The sequence below is a fragment of the Lachnoanaerobaculum sp. OBRC5-5 genome (assembly GCF_000296385.1).
Classification (GTDB): domain Bacteria; phylum Bacillota; class Clostridia; order Lachnospirales; family Lachnospiraceae; genus Lachnoanaerobaculum.
This window is the reverse complement of the sequence record NZ_JH815185.1, coordinates 283,816-305,060: the sequence shown is the minus strand read 5'-3', so window position 1 is coordinate 305,060 and position 21,245 is coordinate 283,816. Positions and strand designations below refer to the sequence as shown.

At 34.5% G+C, this 21,245-nt stretch carries 24 protein-coding genes, 1 pseudogene and 1 riboswitch; of the genes and pseudogenes, 5 read left to right on the top strand and 20 right to left on the bottom strand.

The window, feature by feature from the left end:
* From rsmD to HMPREF1135_RS01410, 5 genes are all read right to left on the bottom strand, one after another.
* The gene (gene rsmD / locus HMPREF1135_RS01430) at positions 1-555 is read right to left on the bottom strand and encodes a 16S rRNA (guanine(966)-N(2))-methyltransferase RsmD (RefSeq protein ID WP_007591213.1); all 555 of its coding nucleotides are present in this window, start codon (positions 553-555) and stop codon (positions 1-3) included.
* A 3-nt stretch (positions 556-558) separates the two neighbouring features.
* Positions 559-2,118, bottom strand: a complete 1,560-nt coding sequence (locus HMPREF1135_RS01425; protein ID WP_007591211.1) for a L,D-transpeptidase family protein — start codon at positions 2,116-2,118, stop codon at positions 559-561.
* 10 nt (positions 2,119-2,128) lie between these two features.
* Positions 2,129-4,180 carry an ATP-dependent DNA helicase RecG gene (gene recG / locus HMPREF1135_RS01420; protein ID WP_007591209.1) on the bottom strand — a complete coding sequence of 684 codons (2,052 nt, stop codon included), beginning with the start codon at positions 4,178-4,180 and terminating at the stop codon, positions 2,129-2,131.
* A gap of 70 nt (positions 4,181-4,250) precedes the next feature.
* On the bottom strand, positions 4,251-5,906 hold the full coding sequence (locus tag HMPREF1135_RS01415; protein WP_007591207.1) for a DAK2 domain-containing protein: 1,656 nt from the start codon (positions 5,904-5,906) through the stop codon (positions 4,251-4,253).
* Positions 5,907-5,918: 12 nt separating this feature from the next.
* The gene (locus HMPREF1135_RS01410) at positions 5,919-6,278 is read right to left on the bottom strand and encodes an Asp23/Gls24 family envelope stress response protein (RefSeq protein WP_007591205.1); all 360 of its coding nucleotides are present in this window, start codon (positions 6,276-6,278) and stop codon (positions 5,919-5,921) included.
* A gap of 288 nt (positions 6,279-6,566) precedes the next feature.
* Between HMPREF1135_RS01410 and HMPREF1135_RS01405 the strand changes: the two genes are divergently transcribed.
* Positions 6,567-7,289 (top strand): AzlC family ABC transporter permease, encoded by a 723-nt coding sequence (locus HMPREF1135_RS01405; protein WP_007591203.1) that lies wholly within the window; start codon positions 6,567-6,569, stop codon positions 7,287-7,289.
* The gene (locus HMPREF1135_RS01400) at positions 7,282-7,584 is read left to right on the top strand and encodes an AzlD domain-containing protein (RefSeq protein ID WP_007591201.1); all 303 of its coding nucleotides are present in this window, start codon (positions 7,282-7,284) and stop codon (positions 7,582-7,584) included. Before HMPREF1135_RS01405 ends, HMPREF1135_RS01400 begins: the two co-directional genes overlap by 8 nt.
* 31 nt (positions 7,585-7,615) lie before the next feature.
* On the opposite strand, the gene HMPREF1135_RS01395 is transcribed toward HMPREF1135_RS01400, so the two are convergent.
* The 5 genes from HMPREF1135_RS01395 to HMPREF1135_RS01375 all read right to left on the bottom strand — a co-directional run bounded on the left by HMPREF1135_RS01395 (position 7,616) and on the right by HMPREF1135_RS01375 (position 12,083).
* On the bottom strand, positions 7,616-8,305 hold the full coding sequence (locus HMPREF1135_RS01395) for a response regulator transcription factor (protein WP_007591199.1): 690 nt from the start codon (positions 8,303-8,305) through the stop codon (positions 7,616-7,618).
* 10 nt (positions 8,306-8,315) lie between these two features.
* Positions 8,316-9,347 (bottom strand): sensor histidine kinase, encoded by a 1,032-nt coding sequence (locus HMPREF1135_RS01390; protein WP_007591196.1) that lies wholly within the window; start codon positions 9,345-9,347, stop codon positions 8,316-8,318.
* The gene (gene metK / locus HMPREF1135_RS01385; RefSeq protein WP_007591195.1) at positions 9,347-10,531 is read right to left on the bottom strand and encodes a methionine adenosyltransferase; all 1,185 of its coding nucleotides are present in this window, start codon (positions 10,529-10,531) and stop codon (positions 9,347-9,349) included. The genes HMPREF1135_RS01390 and metK overlap by 1 nt, the downstream gene beginning before the upstream one ends.
* Positions 10,532-10,591: 60 nt before the next feature.
* Positions 10,592-10,687: riboswitch (SAM riboswitch) on the bottom strand.
* A 191-nt stretch (positions 10,688-10,878) separates the two neighbouring features.
* Positions 10,879-11,481, bottom strand: a complete 603-nt coding sequence (locus HMPREF1135_RS01380) for a Type 1 glutamine amidotransferase-like domain-containing protein (protein WP_007591184.1) — start codon at positions 11,479-11,481, stop codon at positions 10,879-10,881.
* 152 nt (positions 11,482-11,633) lie between these two features.
* Positions 11,634-12,083 (bottom strand): hypothetical protein, encoded by a 450-nt coding sequence (locus HMPREF1135_RS01375; protein WP_007591182.1) that lies wholly within the window; start codon positions 12,081-12,083, stop codon positions 11,634-11,636.
* Positions 12,084-12,283: 200 nt separating this feature from the next.
* Here HMPREF1135_RS01375 and HMPREF1135_RS14515 point away from each other — a divergent pair.
* Positions 12,284-12,478 (top strand): annotated as a pseudogene (locus HMPREF1135_RS14515) (IS1634 family transposase); the annotation flags it as partial.
* A 93-nt stretch (positions 12,479-12,571) separates the two neighbouring features.
* On the opposite strand, the gene HMPREF1135_RS01370 reads toward HMPREF1135_RS14515, so the two are convergent.
* Both HMPREF1135_RS01370 and HMPREF1135_RS01365 read right to left on the bottom strand, forming a co-directional pair.
* Entirely contained in the window at positions 12,572-13,537 is a 966-nt protein-coding gene (locus HMPREF1135_RS01370) for a hypothetical protein (protein WP_007591180.1), read from the bottom strand.
* A complete protein-coding gene (locus HMPREF1135_RS01365; RefSeq protein WP_007591177.1) occupies positions 13,537-13,998 on the bottom strand; it encodes a DUF4869 domain-containing protein in 462 nt (153 codons plus the stop codon). The genes HMPREF1135_RS01370 and HMPREF1135_RS01365 overlap by 1 nt, the downstream gene beginning before the upstream one ends.
* 188 nt (positions 13,999-14,186) lie before the next feature.
* Between HMPREF1135_RS01365 and HMPREF1135_RS01360 the strand changes: the two genes are divergently transcribed.
* Both HMPREF1135_RS01360 and HMPREF1135_RS01355 read left to right on the top strand, forming a co-directional pair.
* Positions 14,187-14,783, top strand: a complete 597-nt coding sequence (locus HMPREF1135_RS01360; RefSeq protein ID WP_007591175.1) for a TetR/AcrR family transcriptional regulator — start codon at positions 14,187-14,189, stop codon at positions 14,781-14,783.
* Positions 14,780-15,346 carry an NAD(P)H-dependent oxidoreductase gene (locus HMPREF1135_RS01355; protein WP_007591173.1) on the top strand — a complete coding sequence of 189 codons (567 nt, stop codon included), beginning with the start codon at positions 14,780-14,782 and terminating at the stop codon, positions 15,344-15,346. The genes HMPREF1135_RS01360 and HMPREF1135_RS01355 overlap by 4 nt, the downstream gene beginning before the upstream one ends.
* A gap of 143 nt (positions 15,347-15,489) precedes the next feature.
* On the opposite strand, the gene HMPREF1135_RS01350 is transcribed toward HMPREF1135_RS01355, so the two are convergent.
* The 8 genes from HMPREF1135_RS01350 to HMPREF1135_RS01315 all read right to left on the bottom strand — a co-directional run bounded on the left by HMPREF1135_RS01350 (position 15,490) and on the right by HMPREF1135_RS01315 (position 21,145).
* Positions 15,490-15,927: a GNAT family N-acetyltransferase gene (locus HMPREF1135_RS01350; RefSeq protein ID WP_007591155.1), complete on the bottom strand. Its 438-nt coding sequence runs from the start codon at positions 15,925-15,927 to the stop codon at positions 15,490-15,492.
* Between the two features lies 1 nt (position 15,928).
* Positions 15,929-16,894, bottom strand: coding sequence for a DUF4846 domain-containing protein (locus tag HMPREF1135_RS01345; protein ID WP_007591153.1), 966 nt, complete (start codon positions 16,892-16,894; stop codon positions 15,929-15,931).
* A gap of 44 nt (positions 16,895-16,938) precedes the next feature.
* Positions 16,939-17,556 (bottom strand): SAP domain-containing protein, encoded by a 618-nt coding sequence (locus tag HMPREF1135_RS01340; RefSeq protein WP_007591151.1) that lies wholly within the window; start codon positions 17,554-17,556, stop codon positions 16,939-16,941.
* A gap of 77 nt (positions 17,557-17,633) precedes the next feature.
* Positions 17,634-18,044 carry a GNAT family N-acetyltransferase gene (locus tag HMPREF1135_RS01335; RefSeq protein WP_007591149.1) on the bottom strand — a complete coding sequence of 137 codons (411 nt, stop codon included), beginning with the start codon at positions 18,042-18,044 and terminating at the stop codon, positions 17,634-17,636.
* A gap of 80 nt (positions 18,045-18,124) precedes the next feature.
* A complete protein-coding gene (locus HMPREF1135_RS01330; protein WP_007591148.1) occupies positions 18,125-18,394 on the bottom strand; it encodes a hypothetical protein in 270 nt (89 codons plus the stop codon).
* Positions 18,395-18,462: 68 nt separating this feature from the next.
* The gene (gene lsa(C) / locus HMPREF1135_RS01325; protein WP_007591146.1) at positions 18,463-19,941 is read right to left on the bottom strand and encodes an ABC-F type ribosomal protection protein Lsa(C); all 1,479 of its coding nucleotides are present in this window, start codon (positions 19,939-19,941) and stop codon (positions 18,463-18,465) included.
* A 27-nt stretch (positions 19,942-19,968) separates the two neighbouring features.
* On the bottom strand, positions 19,969-20,358 hold the full coding sequence (locus HMPREF1135_RS01320) for a bleomycin resistance protein (protein WP_007591144.1): 390 nt from the start codon (positions 20,356-20,358) through the stop codon (positions 19,969-19,971).
* Positions 20,359-20,386: 28 nt separating this feature from the next.
* On the bottom strand, positions 20,387-21,145 hold the full coding sequence (locus tag HMPREF1135_RS01315) for a class I SAM-dependent methyltransferase (RefSeq protein ID WP_034243279.1): 759 nt from the start codon (positions 21,143-21,145) through the stop codon (positions 20,387-20,389).
* Positions 21,146-21,245 lie beyond the last annotated feature (100 nt).

Genomic DNA, 21,245 nt, shown 5'->3' with positions numbered 1-21,245 from the left:
TCACCCTCGCTTATGCATAAAAATATGTTTATTAGACTTATACTCTTTGACCTTATCTATATACCAATCCTTTGATAAATGTGTGGTATCAGTCTTAAATTCTTCTTCAATTATAACCAATGTATGCTCATCAATCAATGTGGAATTTATTAAAATATCCAAACATTTATCTTCAAATCCCTTTTGATATGGCGGATCGATAAAAACAATATCAAATTTCTTTCCATGTGTTTTTATCTTTTCTAAATTTGCTTCAAAGCTTCCCTTAAGTATGGTAGCTTTATCTATCAGCTTTGTGTGCTCAAGGTTTTCTCTTATACACCTTATAGCCTCTCTGTCTATATCACAAAAATATGCTTCTTTTGCGCCCCTGCTTAAGGCCTCGATACCTATTCCGCCGCTTCCGGCAAACAAATCAAGGAAGGTGGCGTTATAAAGTTCATTTGAAATTATATTAAATAATGTTTCTTTTATCTTATCGGTAGTAGGCCTTGTGGAAGTACCCTTTGGCGTTTTTAAAATAAGACTTCTTGCAGTTCCCGAAATTACTCTCATTTATTACTGTCCTATTTCAACAGCGGATTTGATTTCTCCTGCCTGTGTAGTGTCGCCTATCGGCTCTACAGTTGCCTCTGTCGCACTGCTCTCACTTGAAGATGAGGATTCTGTAGGTGCAGGAGCGGCGACAGTCGGTGCCAAATTGTAGCAAAGTACAGGAAAACCGCTGTCAACGTAATCGTATAATTGCTTTGCTATTGCAGGCGGAAGGTTTACACAACCGTGTGAACCTGAAGTTCTGTATATTTGACCTCCGAAAGCTGATCTCCACGGTGCATCATGAAAACCGATACCTCCGTTAAAAGGCATCCAATAATCTACCGGAGTTGAATATCCTTCACCCTTTAAAGTTGCATTTCTGGTCTTATAAGTAAGCGGGAATGCACCCGGAGGTGTAGTCCAGTTCTTTGCGATATTGCCCGATACAAAATCACTCTCAAGTACCTTTGAACCGTTCTTTATTAAAAACATATGCTGAGTTGTAAGGTTTACTTCAACATATGAATTGCCGTAGTCATTCTCACCGTGTGAAGCCGCTTTTCTTGAGAACTCGGGTTCTCTCTTTGTGGTCTCACCTGCCTCGATAAGAGATTTTATAGTTGCCTTTTCCTTTTCGGCATCAACTTTCCATCCGTATGATCCCCCTGATATTGTTACGGTAGGACCGTAAGATGTCTTCAATGTTTTCGGCTTACCTACAGTGTTATAAGCATTTGAAATTGTCTTTACAAATGAAGCAACTCCCTCATCCGATATATTTACAGATCCGTCACTGTTTACAGTTAACCATTTATGTATAGTATCACCGTTCAAAACATTGAGCTTATCATATGAAATTCTGGCAGATATATACTTGTTCAAATTTGTAAGTGCAAGGTTAAGTGTAGGATCGTCCGATCTTTTTGCCGGCTTTTCATACAAGTCGTTTTCTTCATAGTCAAGATTTATATCATCGTTTAAAACGATGAGCTGACTCTTTATATACTCTTTTGCCTTCTTTACATCAAGTGTATTTCCCTCAACTTCAGGTATGATGGAGTATCCCGAACCCTGAACAAAATCGGAAATTTTCGCATCTACAGGCGCAACAAATTTGGACTCGTCAAACGCTCTCAGTTTTGAAACGGTTTCCTCAAACTTGTTGTCATCCACCGTAAATGAGGATTTGATTTTCAAGTCCTTTTCACCGCTCATATTTGCAATCCATGCCATACTGTTTTGCTGATGTAATAAATCCTCAAGTGAAGAGTCCTCAACAAAGGCAAGACCTACATCACTTCCCTTTATTATCTCATCATTGTTATCTCTTGATCTTATTTTACTCTCAAAATTATCTATCTGCTTGGACATCACCTGTCTGACTTCATCAACGGTTTTTTCCGAAGCATCTATGCCGTTTATTATTGTATGTGGGAAAAATTTTGTCCTGTAAGTGTTTGCTTTTACAGTATAGCAACCCGCTATGAATACAATTCCAAGCACCGCCACACAGAGTGCAAACTTATTTCCCTTCTTCTCTTTTTTACCTCTTTTTCTTGGTTCTTTTTTATTCTCAGCCATACTACTCCTATTAAAGTGCTAACTTTTTATAATGTAAATCCATGTAGTTATTTATTCTTTCTTCAAGCTTTTTACTTTCTTCTTCCCCTATATTCTCGTTTTGCACCATATCCACAGCTTTTTTTGCCATCTCAAATATATCATTGTCATTGTATATATCCGCAATTCCAAAATCAAGTTCTCCGCTTTGTGCAAGACCGAAAAGCTCTCCCGGGCCTCTTAAAACAAGATCCCTTGATGCAATATAAAATCCGTCATTAGAATTTCCTATAATTTCCAGTCTCTTTTTTGCAATATTTGAATTTGAAGTTCTGACAAATATGGCATAAGATTGTAATTCGCTTCTTCCGACTCTGCCTCGAAGCTGATGAAGAGTCGCAAGTCCGAACCTTTCGGCATTTTCAATCATGATAACTGTTGCATTAGGCACATCCACACCAACTTCGATTACAGTTGTAGAAACTAAAATATCTATCTCTTTATTTACATACCGAGACATTATATCATCTTTTTCTTTCTGTTGCAGTCTCCCATGTAACACTTCTATCTTACAATTTTGTGAAAATTTATCTGCTATTTTCTTACTGTACTCTATTACATTCTCCGCCTCGATGTTCTCACTCTCTTCAACCATGGGACAGATTATATATGCCTGATGTCCTTTACCTATTTCAAGTGATATATGCCTGTAGGCTTTTTCCCTGTCATTTTCCGTGATAACAGCATTCTTTATAGGTAATCTGCCCACAGGTTTTGTTTCTATAGTGGAAATATCCAGATCACCATAAAGTATAATTGCAAGTGTCCTCGGTATCGGTGTAGCCGACATTACAAGTACATGAACATCCTCTCCCTTATCTGAAAGAGTTGTTCTCTGCCTTACACCGAAGCGATGCTGCTCATCTGTTACGACAAGTCCGAGATTTTTAAACTTCACATCTTCCACTAGCAGAGCATGTGTACCGACTACAATATCAATCTCACCGGCTTCTATTTTTTCATAGACTGCCAAATGTTCTTTCTTTGTCATAGAACCTGTTAGAATCCCTATTTTAGGAGGATTTTCCAAGTTCCCCAATGTCTCTGACATGGATTTAAAATGCTGTTTTGCCAAAACTTCGGTAGGCACCATAACAACACCTTGAAAACCCGATTTTACAGCCATATATAGGCATATCAAAGCCACAACGGTCTTTCCCGAGCCTACATCTCCCTGTATCAATCTATTTGTAACCACACCTCTTGACATATCGTTTAAAATTTCATCTATCACATTATTTTGTGAATCTGTGAGCTTAAACGGCAGAGTGGACTTTATTTCTTCCAAATATTTGATTTCTTTTGATACTATATTTTTCGATTTTACTCTGAGCCTTTTATTTTTCAAAAGTTTCATTCCATATAAGAATCTGAAGAAATCATCAAAAGCCAGCCTTTTTTTAGATTCAAAAAGACTTGACTTACTTATAGGATCATGAATATTTCTAACAGCTTTATTTCTGTCTTCCAAAGAAAACTCTTTAAGTATGCTCTCAGGTAAGTATTCTTCAAAATCCTTGTCATCTATATATTCAAAAGCCGATTTTATCAGCTTCTCCATTGCATTATTATTTATACCTGCCGTAAGTGCATATATAGGCTTAAAACTGCCTATCTTTTTCTTGTATTCATCTATGGTATAAATTGTAGGATGTTCAAGCGTATTCTTGCTTCTCTTTGAGAATTTCCCCACAAAAATATAACTCTCACCCTGCTTTAGGGTTGCCCTAAGGTATGGGGAATTATACCATATTACATCTAATACATCAATAAAGTCTGTAACTTTCGTTACAGCTATTTTTCTGTTCGGACCGGTAAGTGATATGCTCTTAGTGATTGTAGCCTTTATAACTATTTCCTCATCCTTGTTTGCTTCTGAAATTTTTGTAGGAGCTTTGTATTCCAAATATCTTATAGGATAATGTTTCAAAAGACCCTTAACGGTCTTTATATCAAGCTTTTCCAAATATTCTGCTGTTTTTGCTCCTACGCCCTTTATATTTTTTACAGATATATCTATCAAGCCTACCTCCCTACAAAGTTTTAACTAGGTCGCCAAATCAGATATTTGACAGACCTAGTTATTAAAAATCTTATTCTACAGATATGAAATAGTAGTAAACAGGCTGTCCTCCAAAATGTAATTCAAACTCTACATTCTCGTATTTGCCAACCAATTCATCGCATAACTTGGTAGCATCCTCTTCACTTACTTCCTCGCCATAGTAAAGGCATACCAATTCACTTGAATCATCAATCATATTGGCAAGTGCCTTGTCTACAGCTGAATCAATGCTCTTATCTACACCTATTATTCCACTGTCTCCCAATGCCATAACATCATTTTCATGTATTTCAACATCGTCAATAGTGGTATTTCTTACCGCATAGGTGATCTGAGCCGACTTCACATTTGAAATCTCTTCAGTAGCATTTTCAAGATTTTCCTCAGCGCTTCTGTCCTCTGAAAGACTTATCATCGCTGTAATTCCCTGAGGAATAGTCTTGGTAGGTATTACTACAACCTTCTTATCTTCAACTATTTTAGCCGCCTGCTCAGCCGCCAAAATAATATTTTTATTATTAGGTAATATATATATAGTTTCAGCGTTCAAATGCTCTACGGCATTCAAGATATCCTCTGTACTCGGATTCATTGTCTGTCCGCCTTCAACAACCACATCAACTCCTATTTCTTTAAAAATTGATGTAAGACCGCTACCTGCACTGACACTTATAACTCCCATTTTCTTTTTCTTCTTTTGAGATTCAAGGATTTGATCAACTCCCTTGATAACTCTCTCTCTATGCTCTTCACGCATATTATCAATCTTAAGATTGGTAAGCTCACCAAAAGTCAATCCTCTTTGAATAGCCAATCCCGGATCGTTTGTATGCACATGAATCTTAACCACTTCATCATCAGCTACACATACAAGTGAATCACCGATTGAAGTAAGGAATTCTTTAAACTCCTCTTCATCCTTATCTGTAAATTCCTTATTTAAATTTACAATAAACTCTGTACAGTATCCGAACTTGATATCTGAAGTATCGATATCCTCTCTTGCGGCACCGTTTGCACTACCCTCAGTCTTTGTTGAAAGTACCACATCGCCAAGCTCTATCACATTTCCCTTAAGGCCTTCAAGTATACCGTGAAGTATAACCATAAGTCCCTGACCGCCTGAGTCTACCACTCCGGCTTTCTTCAGTACAGGTAACATCTCAGGTGTTTTCTTTAAAGTCTCATCACCATATGCCAATACAGCTTCCAAAAATGCGATAATATCATCATATTCATCATGTATTTCAAGGGCCTTTTCACCCATTGCTCTTGCAACTGTAAGTATTGTACCCTCTTTCGGCTTCATTACCGCCTTATATGCAGTCTCACTTGCCTTATCAAATGCAAGTGCAATTTCAAACACATCTACAACAGGTGACTCCTTTAATATCTTGGCTGCACCTCTAAAAAGCTGTGAAAGTATAACACCTGAGTTTCCTCTGGCACCACGCAATGAGCCCTGTGCTATTGCCTTACACATAGATGCAATGTCATCGCCTTCTTCAGCCGCCAATGTCTTTGCCGCCGACATTATTGTCATTGTCATATTTGTACCGGTATCTCCGTCAGGAACCGGGAACACATTCAGTTCATTTATCCATTCTTTTTTTGCTTCTAAGCTTTTTGCTCCTGTTATAAAAGCACTCTTTAGTGATTGTGCATCAATCTGCTCTAGACTCACAAAAAATCCTCCTTAGTCTATTATTCGTACACCTTCTACGAATATATTTATTTTCTTTACTTCCATTCCGGTAAACTTCTCCGCCTTATACTGGATAGTCTCTATTAGATTTTGAGTTATAGCACTTATGCTAAGTCCATACGCAACTATGATATGGAAATCCAAAATCAACTTATTATCCTCTATTTTTACACTGATGCCCTTTGTGAGATTTTCTCTCTTCAAAAGCCTTGATATACCGTCTGTTACAGAAACTGCCGCCATACCAACTATACCGAAGCATTCAACCGCCTGTATTCCTACATAGAATGCTATAACATCCGGATTTATGCTTATCTGACCAAGATTTGTATTGATTTGACCTTTGTTCATATAACCCTCCAATCATTTTATCGTCAAAAGACTTTATACTGTGGTCCTGCCACTTAACTATGAAAGAGTAAATACTTTTCGTAGTTTTATAGATATTTTTAATATCTCCCAAATATGCTATTGAGGTCCATAACACATCTAAGATACTTAATCATAACATTTTTTTATAATAAAGACAATGCAAGCTTTTATTCTGCCAAATCGATTATACTGAAATCGGTATAAATTTTTATTCCACAATACAATTTTTGTAGTACAATAGATACATCATTTTTTAGAAGGTTTTTTATGGAGTATAAATTCAGCAAAAATAAAGAAATTTTCTTTCTCGGCATCAGAGACGGTATTCCGATTGCTCTCGGATACTTTGCCGTATCATTTTCTCTTGGAATAATGGCTACAAAATCAGGGCTGTCCCCTTTTCAAGGACTAATAGCAAGTTTTCTAAACAATGCCTCTGCAGGGGAATATGCCGGTTTTTCAATGATTGCCGTATCTTCAACTTACATAGAAATCGCCGTTATCACTCTCATAGCAAACGCCAGATATCTTTTAATGAGTATTGCCATGAGCCAGAGAATAAGAAAGGATACACCTCTTCACCATATATTTATAATCGCACATATGCTGACTGATGAGGTCTTTGCCGTATCCATTGCAAGACCCGGAGATATAAATCCGTACTACACCTTCGGTGTAATGCTTGTCGCCTCGCCCGCATGGTCATTCGGTACATTCTTCGGTGCAATAGCGGGGAATATATTGCCTGTGAGGTTGGTTTCAGCTTTCAGCGTGGCGCTTTACGGAATGTTTATTGCAATAATAGTTCCTGCAGCAAAGTCTGATAAGATAATACTTACTTTGGTTATCATCAGCTTTTCACTCAGCTATATATTCTCTTTTAAATTTTTTCATATATCTGAGGGAATAAAAACAATACTTTTAACTGTGATAATATCTGCTCTTGGAGCAATATTCTTTCCTTTAAAGAACGGAGTAGCCGATGAATAAATGGATCTATATTTTTATAATGTTTGCAGTTACATATATGATAAGGGTACTTCCTCTTACACTAATAAGAAAAAAGATTAAAAACACATTTATAAGATCTTTTTTATACTATGTACCGTATGTAACTCTCTCGGTAATGACTTTTCCTGCAATATTAAATGCTACAATGTCAAAATCAGCAGCACTTGTAAGCTTTATTGTAGGAATTATTGCAGCGTGGTTTGGAGCCAATCTTTTTAAGGTTGCACTTCTATGTTGCAGTCTTGTACTAATTATTGAATATTTTATTGTATAAATATAGGGCCGACCTTTGTCGACCCTTATCTTTATCCTCTAAATCTGTATCCAACACCCCAAATAGTCTCTATAAATTGAGGTTTTGAACTGTCCTGCTCTATTTTTTCTCTGATATTTTTGATATGTACGGTAACTGTTGAAATATCACCCATTGACTCAAGCCCCCATACTTCTTTAAAGAGATCTTCTTTTGAATATACCTTGTTCGGATGTTTTGCAAGGAAGTAGAGTATATCAAACTCTTTTGCAGTCAGTGTTTTCTCTTCTCCATAGCCCCAAACTCTTCTGGAACCTGCATCTATCTTCAAATCTCTGATTTCTACAATGTCCTTATTTGCTGTTAAAACACCTGCCAACCTGTCATATCTGTTAATATGTGCCTTTACTCTTGCCACAAGTTCACTGGGGGGAAAAGGCTTGGTCATATAATCATCCGCTCCCAGTCCAAGTCCTCTTATCTTGTCAATATCATTCTTTTTTGCACTGACCATGATAATAGGTATCTCTTTTACAGCTCTTATCTGCTTACATATCTCATATCCGTCAACTCCGGGCAGCATCAAATCCAATAATACCAACTCATAGTTTTCATTTAACGCTCTTCCAAGTCCTTCTTTACCGTCAGTTGAAATATCGACCTCAAAGCCGGATATTTCCAAATAATCCCTTTCCAGCTCAGCTATACTTACTTCATCCTCTATTATAAGAACTTTGCCCATTTTATATCTCCTACTTCTTTAACTCTATGCCAACCTCTGTTCCTACACCGGGTTTAGACATAGCTACAACACTTCCTTCATGATTTTCTATTACTTTTTTTACAATAGAAAGTCCTATACCGCTACCTCCAAGTTTAGTATTTCTTGACACATCACTTCTGTAAAATCTCTCAAATATATGCGGCAAATCTTTTTCGTCTATCCCTCTGCCGTTATCCGAGATTTGTATATTTATTGCATCCGACGTTTCTGTGACTCTAAAATGAATTTCAGGTTCTTCCTTGTCCATATATTTCACAGCATTTGAAACGATATTGTTTAAGGCTCTCTTTATCTGTTCTTTATCCATATCTATAACAGTATGTCGGCCTACATTAACTATATACTCAAATTTTATTTTTATTGTTTCAAGTTCCAGATACAAATCCTTTGCATATTCATCAAAAAATTCTTTTACATAAATCTTTTCGTATTTATAGGACATGTGTTTTTCTGCAACTTGCGAATAATACAGCAACTCGTCAATCAATGAAGTCATATCATTTGTCTTATTATATATTGTATTCAGGTAATCTCTTGTCTTTTGAGGTGATGAGGCAACACCGTCAAGTATTCCCTCCACATATCCTCTTATTGCTGTAAGCGGTGTCTTTAAATCATGAGAAATATTACTTACCAGCTCTTTTGCCGCATCTTCGGAACGCTTTTTTTCTTCTTCATCTTCCTTTAACTTGATTCTCATTCTCTCAAAATCATTATATAAAAAAGGAATTTCCGAAAAATCTTTTTCATCCAATTGGTAATCCAAATCTCCGTCTGCTATCCTCTTTGTGGCGGTTTGCAATTTATCCAGAGGAACAAGGATTCTTTTATAAATCCAAACCCACATAACAACCGCCACAATATCTATTATGGTTACAAGAATGGTAAGCCAGATACCTATATTACCCGTAGTATCATAATTCATACTGTATATGAGAAGTATAGACGGTATGATTATTATAAGGCAAAATATCGAAAATAAACCGGAGCCGATTTTCATCAGATAGCCTTCTTAAGTTCTTCTACCTTATCAAGTCTTTCCCATGGAAGACTCAAATCATCTCTTCCAAAATGTCCGTATGCCGCAGTCTGCTTGAAAATAGGCTTTCTGAGATCAAGCATCTTTATGATTGCGGTAGGTCTTAAATCAAAATGCTTTCTGATAAGCTCAACTATTGCACTGTCACTTATCTTTCCTGTTCCGAATGTATCTACTGAAATAGATGTAGGATGAGCCACACCGATAGCATAAGATAACTGAATCTCACATTTCTTTGCAAGTCCTGCAGCTACTATATTCTTTGCAACATATCTTGCTGCATAAGCTGCCGATCTGTCCACCTTAGTACTGTCCTTACCTGAGAAAGCACCTCCGCCATGTCTTGCATAACCGCCGTAAGTATCCACTATTATCTTTCTTCCTGTAAGTCCGGAGTCTCCGTGAGGTCCACCTATAACAAATCTACCTGTAGGATTTATAAAGTATTTTGTATTCTCATCGACCATATCCTGTGGAATTATTTCATCAAATACATATTTCTTTATATCCGTATGAATCTGCTCCTGCTCCACATCCTCATCATGCTGTGTGGAAAGTACAACTGTATCTATTCTTACAGGCTTACCTTCCTCATCATACTCTACTGTAACCTGTGTCTTGCCGTCAGGTCTAAGATACTTAAGAGTACCGTCTTTTCTTACCTGTGTAAGTCTCTTTGCAAGATTATGTGCAAGATATATAGGGTATGGCATAAACTCTTTTGTTTCATCTGTAGCATATCCGAACATAAGTCCCTGGTCACCTGCACCATTGTCCTCATCCTCTTTATCAATATGCTCTCTTGACTCAAGCGCCTTATCTACACCCATTGCTATATCACTTGACTGCTCATCAAGTGCTACAAGCACACTGCAGGTATCACAGTCAAAGCCGTATTTTGCTCTGTCATAACCTATTTCTCTTACAGTTTCTCTAACTATCTTTTGAATATCAACAGTTGCCTTTGATGAGATTTCTCCCATTACAAGTACCATACCTGTAGTTGTAGCTGTCTCACAAGCCACTCTCGAATTCGGGTCCGCACTTAAATATGCATCCAATATTGCATCTGAAATCTGATCGCACATCTTATCAGGATGTCCCTCAGTAACTGATTCTGAAGTAAAAAGTCTTCTCTCTTCCATTTCTCTCCTATCTTTACACTTATATATAAAAAAGTCCACCAAATGGTGGACTAAGGTTTCCACTCATTGCTCGATTTCTCGCTCAGGTTGGCACCTTCCTAAAAGGGGTTGCCGTGACATCACAGATCCTTAACTCTCCGTCACTCTTAATAAGTGTATATGTATATACCCTTCAGGGCAAAATTATTTTGTTGCAAGCATAGTATACCATTTTCATATAGTTATGTAAATATTGTATTTTCTTAACAATGAATAAAATTCCTAGGGTGAAAAGTTTATTTCCACTATCCCTATGATACATCTTCCGTATTTAATTTTATTCAGCTCGGCAAACAGAGATTTTCAAATTAGTCTTTACAAATTACCTTCGAACCTTCACCATCAATTACAATTCCCTGACGGTTGTTAATTGGTAATAGATTTAAATCCGAAAACTTAGTCATTATTTTCTCGGTAACTTTCTTAAATGGTGCCATAAGATAATGCGGAAGAACATAGAAATCAATCAAATCAAGACCTAAATCATCTTTTTGTGAGTAATCCTCCGGCTTCTCGTCCATTTGTTCAATATATTGTATGGTTTGAGCACATATAATCGCACCTGCCGATTCACCAATCATGAGTTTTCCATTTGCTAATTCTTTCTTCAACAACTCATCAGTTCCCGTTTTGCGTAGTTGATCCATAAGGAAAAAAGAATTTCCGCCAGTAAAATATATAATATCCGCATCTTCAAAAACAGACTTTATTGTTGAATAAGTCTCCGTTGAAATATCAATTTCAGTTACGGCTGCTCCAAGTTTTTTAAATAGTTTTCGAGCCGAGCCAACATAACCTGTATAGCCTTCACGCAGTGAAGCTGTTGGAATAAATGCGACTTTCTTGTTATCAATTTCTTCTTTTATCAAACTTCCTACACTTGAAAAGTGCGAACACAAAAACAGTTTCATCTAAATTCTCCTTTATAAATTCAAATTTACCCATACTAGCAAACTGTAAATTTATTATTATATAAATCGGTAGAAATTCCACACATACTATACCTCAATACTTTTTGAGTTGATTCTACTACTTCTAATTCTCCATTAGACCAATCATCTCGTCAACTGCAAATTTGCCTTTCCGACATATATTTTTGTATTTCGTCAAAAGTTAATTTTCTAATCTGCGTATTTGGATACTCTTTATATTCTTCCACACGGAAAACAGGAAACATCATTTCACAAGTTTTATCTTTATTATTTCTTAGATATACTCGCAAGTCTTCACTATCCGCAAAGATTTTGTATGATAATCTACCATTCTTGTTCTTAATCTCATAGATTCCACAAGATTTTTTCATTGTATAATCAGCAGTTCTCAAATATAACTTAGCAATTTCTAATGACTCAAAGGGGAAATTCCAGCGTTGCAATCCTCTCTTTGGATCTTTAGAAATACAAATGCAACGACCACAAGAACCACAAATATATTGTATATGATTTTTTAAACAATCAAATGGCTTTAAAAGTGGTGTTGTTCTATTATTATCAGCATAACATTCCTTGCACATTTCAATATCACTCTCCTTCCGTAAATTTGTTTTTCAAGTGGTCCACTATAAATTCAAACAATTGGCTTATATATTTTAGCATATTTCAAATTATTAACATAGCATATATTATAAATAATGAAAAAGCCAACATGACCCAAAGTCCCGTCTTCCGTCGAAGTACTATGAAAGTTCCGAAGTTTTAAATTTCTAATAGCCTATATGACTTGATCAACTTTATGAGTGATTTTAGGGTGGTAAATAAAGGTGATAATACATATATCAATATATCAAGAGATCAGGCTATTAACGAAAAGATTAAAAAACCGGTTGGTTTTAGTAACCTTGATGCCCTCTATTTAAACAAAGCTGAAGTCGACAATTTCTTTCAAAACTGCATGCTCTTGGACACCTAGAGTACTAGGTTTTGAGAGAAACGACGGAAGTCAGGTAACATTTTCATATAGTTATGTAAATACGGTATTTTTTACAATAGCTTTATAATATTTTTATGGCTCAAGTTTAAGATGTGGAATCTGATTTAGTATCTTTTCCTTTACAATAGGCTGTATATAATACTTCGGCAATCTGCTTTTATTATATTTTTTAGCCTTGTCATTTTTACTCAGTTCCACTAATAAATGTGTAAAATACTGTTCCCAACTTTTATATTTTGTACTGTCCACATAATTATATGTTTCATTTAACTCTTCTATCTCTCCAATTACACCTGATTTTAAAATCAGCCATTCAAACGATTCCGGTAAAAACAATGCCAATTTGCCATAGCTTAGTTCCTGTGCCTTAACAAGGCTCTCCATTTCAGGTCCTATCGCCGCACCGTCTGCCACAACAATAATATTTAAGTCTTTATATTCCTCAAGAAGCTTTTTAATACCGGACTTTCCTCCTGCAGGTATACATTCTATACCCATATCTTTAACTGCATTTTTAAAAAATTGATTCCCCGAATTACTGTCTTCGGTAATAATCAGATCCGGATGAAATGGAAATCTTTTAAGATTCGGATTGTCATAAAATCTGTCTCTATCCAAATAAATTTTTTCTAAACTCTTATTTTTACCCCTTCCTTTAATCCTATATATCTCATCCACACTATATGGCAGTTGTTCCAGATAATTCCTCGTTATAAGAAGAAAATAATTATCACAGGCATCTATCTTTTTTGCAAATTCAGGTGAGGATATAAATTTGCTTCCTTCATCAATCACTACAACAGTCTTCTCTAAATTATCAAGCTCTCTCTCCCAGTTTTTCCCTTCCAATACAGCAATTTTTCCACCACTTATTTTTACTCCACTTTCTTTTCCCAAATTATTGTAATCTCTTACCATATCATATAATGTGGTTTTTCCTGTGCCGCTATTTCCTCTGAGAATAGTAATATTTCGCTTTAATGTAAAATCGTAAGAGTTTCTTTGGTTGCTTACCTTGATACGTATTTTCCCAATCATTATTCTACCTTCCCCTTAAGATAATCATTCGCAACATCCAAAAACTCTCTCATATTATGTACAATAAGCTTTTTATTTTTATTATTAAGAATACGAATCTCAAAATCTTTCTTTCCAAAATCCATTATATGATATAAAGCTATGGTAAAATCTCTTTCCTTTCCAAGCTTTAGAATCCACTTTGCACAATTATCTCCACAGTTTGAAGCATTAAATGTTTTTGTTGATTCATTTTTCATTAAAATCAAAGCTTTTACCCCACCTGATAATTTATCCGGTGGAATTTGTCCAAGTACAGGACTTTTAATAGTATGGGAATCCAAAACCTCCGACCTGTCAATATCTTTAATAACAGCCATTGCAAAATCATCTGTAATCCAGCCATCTTTATACCGATTACTAAAATACACTGATGTATTATATATTACATTATCCCTGTCGCCAAACCATACTCTGAGCATAATACTCCTCCATGTTTTTATAATATAGGCTTTCTAATTCTTTCTTATATTGAATATCTATTATATCATAATTATTTTTAATTTTATAAAATAAAACTTCTCCCACTACCTTATATTTCCCCTTGACAATAAAAGTAGACAGTGTATACTAATATTGTAGACAGTGTATACTTTTAGAAGAGGCGAATATGAAAAGAAATACGGAAAAATTAAAAGAAGATCTTATTTTAACCGGGGTGGAAGAAATAAAGCAATCCGGAATTGATAATTTATCGCTTAGAACCGTAGCCAAATCCTGCGGAGTGACTCATGGTACTCCTTATCGCCATTTTGAGAGCAAGGAAAATTATTTGAATGTTGTATTAAAGCATATTTCAACCTTACTTGATAATGAGCTTATTAAGGATATGGATGTACAGCAAAGTGCAGGAGAACAGCTGGTTCAAATGGGACTTAATTTGATAATTTTTTCAAAGAAATATCCTTATTTTTTTGAGGCATTATTTATCAAATTCCCGTTTAAATATATGAAATTCACGGAAAATACCATTTCAGACACCTCTGATTTCCCGGGATTTTCAAAGTTTAAGCATATTGTGCTGATGCTTCGAAAAGAGGAAAACTTTACAAATAGCGAAGCCGAGTCTCTGCTCCACTTTTGGAGTTTTATCTCCGGTCTTGCTGTAATCTCAGGAAGCCCTATAGGAAATGAACTGGATAATGTAACCATACAAAGTACTATCAGGCATATGCTTGATATCTATATTAAAGGAGAAAGAAAATGAATATTTTGATTATTTACGCACATCCAAATTGTAAAAGTTTTAATAATGCAATACTAAAGCAGGTGGAAAGTTCTATTCCGTCTACACATAAGATTAAAACCATAGACTTATATAAAGAAAATTTTGATCCTGTACTGAAATTTGATGAAGAAAATAAAAGGCGTGATCTTGCAAAAAGTCCGGAGACTTGCAAATATCGTGATATGATCAAAGAAGCCGATAAGCTTATCTTTATCTTCCCTATATGGTGGAGCGGTATGCCTGCTATTTTGAAGGGCTTTATCGACAGAGTGTTTGTATCCGGTTTTGCTTATTCTTATAAAAAAATAGGACTTGAAGGGCATTTAAAGGGCAAATCCGCATGGATTATCACTACTATGGATGCACCTGCCATTGTATTGCCTTTCTTTAATGATTACGGCAAGGTTTTAAAAAATCAGATTTTAAAGCCCTGCGGTATTACACCTGCTAAATTAACCTCATTAGCTACTGTAGAGTCATCCTCACAGGAAAAAAGGGAAAGCCTATTGAAAAAAATATCACAAATAGCTTCAAATATATAAAATAAAAACCATTAATAAATGGCTGTATATAAAACCTTCTATGATAATAAAATGATAATCCGAAATTTTCTTTTTATTAACACAGCAGCTAAAAGGGTATATCAGGATTTTCCCCGATATACCCCTTATTTATTTTATAAATATTATTTAATCCACTGTATAAATGCTGTCTTATCGGCACAATTATAGCCCGCATTTTTATAAAAGTTTAATGTTGATTCATCCTTTGAGCCTGTTAAAAGCATCATCTTATAACAATTCTCTTTTTTAGCTATCTCTCCCACAAAATTTAAACATTCACTTGCATAGCCCATGCCGCGATAATCTGCATGAGTCACCACATTTTCTATAAATGCATAGCTCCTTGCATTTCTTGTTAAATTGGGAATTATAACACAGACACAGGAGGATATTATTTTTTCGTCTATTTCATTAACAATAATATGATGATTCTTATCTTTTATAATGCTAAGCCAGACCTCCTCAAGATGCTTTGACATCTCCGGCAGACTGCTTTCATGTAAATGCAAATACAGTTGAAGTAAATCATTTAATTCATTTTCTTTTATCTCTCTTACCATATTAATCTACCTCTAAATAATCAAGCCTTTTTAAACTCTCCTCATCAAAGGTATAATTCTGTGTTCTTAAAGGATATTTTATCTCGCCTTCATAATACCATGGGTCCTCACTGTGAGCGGGATTTTTAATTATATGAAAACTTTGTGCCGGCATAAATCCCTGTGCAAGTAAAAATGCCTTTTCTCCTGCTTCATTTTCACAGATATCAGCCACCATTACCACATGTCCGGGACTTCCTCCCTTTATAAAAATATCCCCCACTTGAATTTCAGAAATATCTACAGGTCTTGACTCTTTTTCCATAGACAATGTGGATGAATAGGCAAATACAATGCGAAGATACTTTTTAAATGTTTCCTCACCACTGTCAGGATTTGCACTTTGCTCCCAGTACGGTTTATCATTTGAAAACTTTACTCTATACCCCTGTCTCCAGTGCTTAAAATCGCATACAAAGCCGTCTACAAATGTAAAGCTTATTTTATCCTGCTCTCCTGTCTTATACAAATATTCGGCATATATTCTCATAATGCTGTCTGCACATTGCTGCAAATCTTCTTCCGCCACTTCCATAGAAAATACTGCAGCATGACCTTCTCCGCCCTTTTCCCTCTTATCAAAGTAATACACAGGAGTACCGTCAGGCTCAAGCGGATAATTCCCTATAAAATCCGCAAAGCTTCCCTCATCCGCTTCAACCCTTTTATATCCCTTTGGAGTGATAAAACGGGTAAAAAGAGTATTTCCTTCGGGATTTATAAAATCTGAAAGTTTCACAGCACTTTTCTCAGTGTTTTCTTCCTTGTTCTCATTATCATTTGTTTTTGTATCATTACTATTTTCAACAATTGTGCTTTCTGCTTCCTCATTTGTGACGGTATTCATATTTTTACTCTTGCAACCCCAGCATGTGCAAGCCATCATAATGAGCAGTAAATAAAATTTATTTCTCTTCATAAAATTCATCAATGTCTGTATACCCCCTTTCAAACTCTTAAAATCAGATTTATTTACTTTAAGTACTTATCTATTTTGTTTCTATATTTTTTTAGAAGTTCCCTTGAATAAACTTTTTCATTTTTTGAGTCTCTAACTTCTTTCCAAAGGATAGCTGCAGCTTTTAACTTATCAGAATAATGATTGCTGCATTCATCTAAACAAAAGTCCTTTAGAAATTGATTCCATTGACAAGCTGAATTATCATACTTAGCGTAATCTGATTCACCATAATATACTTTCAGCATATCTTGTATCGTAAAGCTTAAATCATTTTCGGCTTTTACTTTCCTCCAAGCTGTTGCCATATCAGCATTAAATTTAAATAGATTAACACCTGTTACAGCCGAAAAATAATCTCTAAATTTTTGGCTAAAGGAAAATCCACATTCAAGCAATGGCGTATTTAAATTTATCGATTCATTTTGATTTTTGTTTACTTTCCTTACAGATTTTTCCACTCTATTTCCCTTAAAAAATTGTTCTATAATTAAGTTCAGTTCTTGCTTTGTGCATCTATATTCCAGCCCAAGAGATTTACAAATTTGTGAAAGTTCTTCTCGATACCAATAATATCTGTTAAATTCTTCAAATGATTTTATATCTTTAAAATCCGGTCTAATATCTTTCATCATCCCTCCTCTATAAATACTGATTTATCTATAATATTTATCATAGTAAATAATCCAATTCAAAACTACATTTCAAATTATAACTCTTTTGTATAATAGTACCTCTCACATGTATAAGGGTATTTTCCCAAGGCAAACACTTCTTTATAACCATGTTTTTCATAAAATTTCGGTGCTTGAAAATTAAAAGTATCCACAAATGAATACTTACAGCCTCTATTTCTTGACTCGTTTTCCGCCATTTCTAAGATCTTTGAGCCTATTCCTTGTCCCCGTAAATCGTCACTGACATATAAATATTCAATCTCAAGCCAATTCCCGAAAGTCTCCGCTACCATTCCTGCAACTAAATTCCCCTGTTCATCTTCCAAATAAATATTAAGTGGTTCGCTTTTAGACGGTTCTCTATTGGATCTATTGTATACTCTGATTAAATTTGCCAGTTCTTGAGTTCTTTTCGATTCAATATTTTCTAATTTCAATTTCATACTGTATAAGTCCTTCGCTATTTTGTACTTCAATTTTTTAAATTCTAATTACCGAGCTTAGCAAACATGGAATTGTTAATCTATAAGACTGTGGATTTTCTATTTCCTAGTAAATTTACTACTACTGCTCCTATAATTAAAACCGGAATGACAGTTGTTAAGGCTCCTAATGCATCCACTATTAAAGTCCATTCATCACCATAATTTTTCATCATCAGTATTTGAACAAATATTGACAATAAGCACAATGTAAAACTTAGAATTATTTTTCTATCTTTGTTTCCCTGTTTAATAAATGGAATTATCCAACTACCTAAACCCAAAATTAAACCGGTTAAAACATATAACATATAACATATAATATCCCCCCTTAACTTCAAATTTACCAAGACCAGTAAACCGGAAGTTGTTGTTTAGTTTATAATCGTATTATTTTATTAGCTATATCTTCTACAAACCTCTTATCGTGTTCCACAAATATTAGTGTAGGATTTGCTTCTTTTATAATTTCCTCAATCTGTATTCTTGATATTACATCTATATAATTTAACGGTTCATCCCAAACAAATATATGAGCCGGCTTTGATAAACTTACAGCAATTAAAACTTTCTTTTTTTGTCCATCGCTATAGTTCTTCATATCCATTTCAAATAATTCTCTTGCAAAATCTAATTTTCTAAGAATTGTTTTGCACAATGTTTCATCAACACCTTGCTCATGAATATACTTATTTAGACTACCCGTTAAATTTGATGTATCCTGAGGAATATATGATATTTTTAAATCACTTGCTAATTTTACATCACCTGAATACTCATGATGTAACCTTAATAAAATTTTAATCAAAGTTGATTTTCCGCTACCATTACCCCCATATATAGCCACTATATCACCTTGCTTTATCTCAAAACTTACATTACTTAATATCTGCCTTTCTCCATAATATGATGATAAATCGCAAACTGATATTAGAGGATTTTTGTGGTGATCTAACGGATGCAATAATAGTCTTTCCTTTGTTTCAATATCTTTTAGTAAATTTTGTTTTTCTTCTATTGCCTTATTTTGTCTATTCTCTAAATTCTTAGATTTTTTCATTAGCTTAGCTGATTGATGACCTATATGTCCCTTGTCCGGTTTTACGCCTGATACTTTCACACCGTTTTTAGTATTTTCAACTTTATCAGACCAAATTTGACTTTGTCTTGCAGCTTCTTTTAATCGTTTAATATCTTTTCTTAATTTCTCGTTTTCACTGATTTCAAATTGGTCTTTCATCAATTTATTTTCATACCACGATGTAAAATTTCCCGATTGTACATCAATAGAATTCCTGTTAATAGAAATAACATGATTGATACAGCCATCTAAAAAATCTCTATCATGAGATATGAGCAAAAAAACTTTTTTACTTTTCAGATATTCACTGACAATTTTTCTTCCGTCCATATCTAAATGGTTCGTTGGTTCATCTATAAGTAAAAAACCATCTTCTCTTGTAAACAAAATAGCTAAAAGGATTTTTGTTTGTTCTCCTTTAGAAAGCGTTTCAAACTTTCTGTAAACAAGACTCTCATCTACATTTAGCAAATTAAGTTCTCTAAATAATTTCCATTCTTCCTCATCTGATATTAGTTCTTTATATAACTCAATACTGAACTTTGAAGTATCACTTAAATCGGGTGGGAATTTAATAAAATCAACGCTTTTGCTGATTTTACCTTGATAAACTTCTTGGTTTAGAAGTAGCTTAAATAGTGTTGATTTTCCAATTCCATTTCTTCCTATTAACCCTGTTTTCCAGTTCGTATCAAATGAAAATGCTACATTTTCAAATATAGGTTTTTCATAGCCATAATATGAGAAACTAAGGTTTTCAATTTTAATTGTTGACACAAAAACACCCCCTAAAATTGGAAGTTATCAGTTTGTAAATCTCAATAAATATCCATTTGGATCTTGGATCAAGAACTCCATCTGTATTTCTTCTATTCCGTTAACCAAATATACACTTTTAGTCAGTTTTTTGTAAATCTCTAATTTTTTGTTTTTAACTAATGTATATAGTTTTTCAATATCATCAACTGCTATGGAAAAATTTATTCCTCTTCCTAAAGGATAAATTAATTCTCCTGTGTTCCACCCCTCATCATGAATTTGTTCAAACATAAACTGACTATCTTGAAAAGACATAAAAATAAATTTCTCGTTCTGTCGTTCGTACTCTATTTTAAATCCTAATTCTTTGTAAAATTTTTTAGTTTGAAGAATATCAAAAACTGATAATTCAGGAATCAACTTATTAAAATCCATACCAACTTCTCCTAAAATTCAAATTTATCTATTTCGATAATTTAGCTGATTTAGTTGCAATATATGTTTTAATATTCATTTCATGCAACCTACCGGAACCGTTTGTATCCTCATATATATCAAGCAGAGTAAACCCTGCCTTTAATTGTCCACCTATCTGCTCAGTTATATTGTGAGAGAACTGAATTCCTGAATTTCCTTTAATCATATATTCTTTAGCCGCTTTATCTTTTAATGGATTAAAAGGCATTTTCCAAACAATTTCTTTTTCTTCGTCATCCACAATGTAGTTTATCTCATTATTTAAACCTGCAAGAAGAATCCCACCTTTTTTCAGAACTCTATATGCTTCATTAAAAACATGTTGCACATCTTCAACATAACAGTTTGAAACAGGATGAAACACTATATCAAAAGTTTCATTTTCAAAAGGCAAAATTTTTGTCATATCACCTTCAATTGCTTTAATATTATAGCCCTCTCTTTCAGCAACTAAAAATTCGTTTTCTATTTGCTTTGAAGAATAATCAAGCACAGTACATTCTGCCCCTAAAGCATTAAATATAGGCATTTGCTGACCTCCGCCTGATGCTAAACCTAAGATTTTCTTTCCTTTTAAATCTCCCAGCCACTCATGTGGAACCGGAAATGTAGGAGTAAGAAAAACTTTCCATTCTCCATTTTTCGCACTGATATATGCATCATGTGAAGTTGGTTTCCCCCATTCCCAACCTTCCTCAACCCATCTGTCAATAGTTTCTTTATTTATATCCTGATATGTTTTCATTATTTTACTTACCTCCATAACAACTAAAAATTCACTAACCTTGGTAAACCATGATTTAGCTATACTGTTTATCATAGTAAACAATCCACTTCCAAACTGC